The 3,197-nt window shown below is 50.2% G+C and carries 2 rRNA genes; both read right to left on the bottom strand.

The annotated features are described in order from the left end of the window. Nucleotides 1–2: 2 nt before the first annotated feature. Nucleotides 3–119, bottom strand: a 5S ribosomal RNA gene (gene rrf / locus JEM49_RS07920). A gap of 71 nt (nucleotides 120–190) precedes the next feature. Further along, a 23S ribosomal RNA gene (locus tag JEM49_RS07915) occupies nucleotides 191–3,094 on the bottom strand. Nucleotides 3,095–3,197: the final 103 nt, after the last annotated feature.

Genomic DNA, 3,197 nt, shown 5'->3' with positions numbered 1-3,197 from the left:
GAGCACGGCAGCTTCCTTTCCTCGCAGGCAGTTGCCCACCAACTACTTTCGGCGTTAAGAAGCTTAACTTCTGTGTTCGGCATGGGAACAGGTGTATCCTTCTTGCTTTCGCCACCGTACTCTTTTGAGCTTTTACACTCAAAACTAAACATAATCTCTCGCAAAAAACCTTCTCCAGATCGCTTGGCCTTTGGTCAAGTCCTCGACTGATTAGTACTGGTCCGCTCCATTCTTCACAGAACTTCCACTCCCAGCCTATCTACCTCATCGTCTTTGAGGTGTCTTACTGCTTACGCAAAGGAAATCTCATCTTGAGGGGGGCTTCGCACTTAGATGCTTTCAGCGCTTATCCCTTCCGCACATAGCTACCCAGCGATGCTCCTGGCGGAACAACTGGTACACCAGCGGTGCGTCCATCCCGGTCCTCTCGTACTAAGGACAGCTCCTCTCAAATTTCCTACGCCCACGACGGATAGGGACCGAACTGTCTCACGACGTTCTGAACCCAGCTCGCGTGCCGCTTTAATGGGCGAACAGCCCAACCCTTGGGACCGACTTCAGCCCCAGGATGCGACGAGCCGACATCGAGGTGCCAAACCTCCCCGTCGATGTGAACTCTTGGGGGAGATAAGCCTGTTATCCCCAGGGTAGCTTTTATCCGTTGAGTGATGGCCCTTCCATACGGTACCACCAGATCACTAAGTCCTAGTTTCCTACCTGCTCGAGTTGTCTCTCTCGCAGTCAAGCTCCCTTATACCTTTACACTCTGCGAATGATTTCCAACCATTCTGAGGGAACCTTTGAGCGCCTCCGTTACACTTTAGGAGGCGACCGCCCCAGTCAAACTGCCCACCTGACACTGTCCCTGGCCTGGCTTACAGGTCGAGGTTAGAGCATCCTTCAAACAAGGGTAGTATCCCAACATTGCCTCCAGCAAAACTAGCGTCCTGCTTTCCTTGGCTCCTACCTATCCTGTACATGTTTAAAAGATACTCAATATCAAGCTACAGTGAAGCTCCATGGGGTCTTTCCGTCCTGTCGCGGGTAACCCGCATCTTCACGGGTATTATAATTTCACCGAGTCTCTCGTTGAGACAGTGCCCAAATCATTACACCTTTCGTGCAGGTCGGAACTTACCCGACAAGGAATTTCGCTACCTTAGGACCGTTATAGTTACGGCCGCCGTTTACTGGGGCTTCAATTCAAACCTTCGCTTGCGCTAAGCTCTCCTCTTAACCTTCCAGCACCGGGCAGGTGTCAGCCTCTATACGTCATCTTACGATTTTGCAGAGACCTGTGTTTTTGATAAACAGTTGTTTGGGCCTATTCACTGCGGCTAACCATTCTCATGGCCAGCACCCCTTCTTCCGAAGTTACGGGGTCATTTTGCCGAGTTCCTTAACGAGAGTTCTCTCGCTCACCTTAGTGTTCTCCACTCGACTACCTGTGTCGGTTTGCGGTACGGGTATGTTCTCTCTGGCTAGAAGCTTTTCTTGGCAGTGTGACTACCACACCTTCGCTACTTTTACTTCGCTCCTCATCACGACTCGTGTTGCTGGTTAGAAGCATTTGACTCTTAACCGCACTTGTCGCTTGAACATCGTTCCATCGCGATGCGTGTTTCACCTCCTGCGTCCCTCCATTGCTCATAACGATTGAACACAGTACAGGAATCTCTACCTGTTATCCATCGACTACGCCTCTCGGCCTTGCCTTAGGTCCCGACTTACCCTGGGCGGACGAGCCTGCCCCAGGAAACCTTAGTCTTTCGGCGGATAGGATTCTCACCTATCTTTCGCTACTCATACCGGCATTCTCACTTCTAAGCGCTCCAATTATCCTCTCGGTTAACCTTCGCCGCACTTAGAACGCTCTCCTACCACGTACTTACGTACATCCACAGTTTCGGTACTATGCTTAGCCCCGGTAAATTTTCGGCGCAGCGCCACTCGACTAGTGAGCTATTACGCACTCTTTGAATGATGGCTGCTTCTGAGCCAACGTCCTAGTTGTCTACGCAACTCCACATCCTTTTCCACTTAGCATAGATTTGGGGACCTTAACTGGTGATCTGGGCTGTTTCCCTTTCGACTACGGATCTTATCACTCGCAGTCTGACTCCCGTGTATAGATATCTGGAATTCGTAGTTTATCTGGATTCAGTAACCCCTGACGGGCCCCTAGTCCAAACAGAGCTCTACCTCCATTATCCTCTCCACGAGGCTAGCCCTAAAGCTATTTCGGAGAGAACCAGCTATCTCCAAGTTCGTTTGGAATTTCACCGCTACCCACAACTCATCCCCGCAATTTTTAACTTACGTGGGTTCGGCCCTCCAGCGCGTTTTACCACGCCTTCAGCCTGGTCATGGGTAGGTCACTTGGTTTCGGGTCTACGTCACCTAACTTCTCGCCCTCTTCAGACTCGCTTTCGCTCCGGCTCCGTCTTTTCTGACTTAACCTCGCTAGATAACGTAACTCGCCGGTTCATTCTACAAAAGGCACGCCATTGCACTTTAATGTGCTTTGACTACTTGTAGACACACGGTTTCAGGTTCTCTTTCACTCCCCTTCCGGGGTTCTTTTCACCTTTCCCTCACGGTACTGGTTCACTATCGGTCACTAATTAGTATTTAGCCTTGCGAGATGGTCCTCGCGGTTTCAACCGGGATTCCTCGTGTCCCGGCCTACTCAGGATTCTGCTAGGCGCGCTTGCAATTTCACGTACGGGGCTCTCACCCTCTCTGGCTTACCTTCCCAGATAATTCTGCTATCACTCACGCTACCACATCGCAGTCCTACAACCCCAAATGATAAATCACTTGGTTTGGGCTCTTTCCTCTTCGCTCGCCGCTACTAAGGAAATCGATCTTTCTTTCTCTTCCTGCAGCTACTTAGATGTTTCAGTTCACTGCGTATTCCTTTGATTGACTATCTATTCATCAATCAATAATGCATCGCTGCATTGGGTTCCCCCATTCGGACATCTCCGGATCTCTGCGTACTTACCGCTCCCCGAAGCTTTTCGTAGTTCGTCACGTCCTTCATCGGCTTTTAGTGCCTAGGCATTCACCGTGCGCCCTTTTCTACTTGACCTTACTCAAGAATTCTCTTCTCGGTCGCCTTGCAATCTGTTCTCTTTGATTGTCTCGGTTTTTTGCTTGGATTATATTCAGTTTTCAATGTACTAGCTCTTTGA

Source organism: Lactobacillus sp. A27 (genome assembly GCF_016742815.1).
GTDB lineage: Bacteria > Bacillota > Bacilli > Lactobacillales > Lactobacillaceae > Lactobacillus > Lactobacillus gallinarum.
This window is presented reverse-complemented; position numbering and strand designations above follow the sequence as displayed.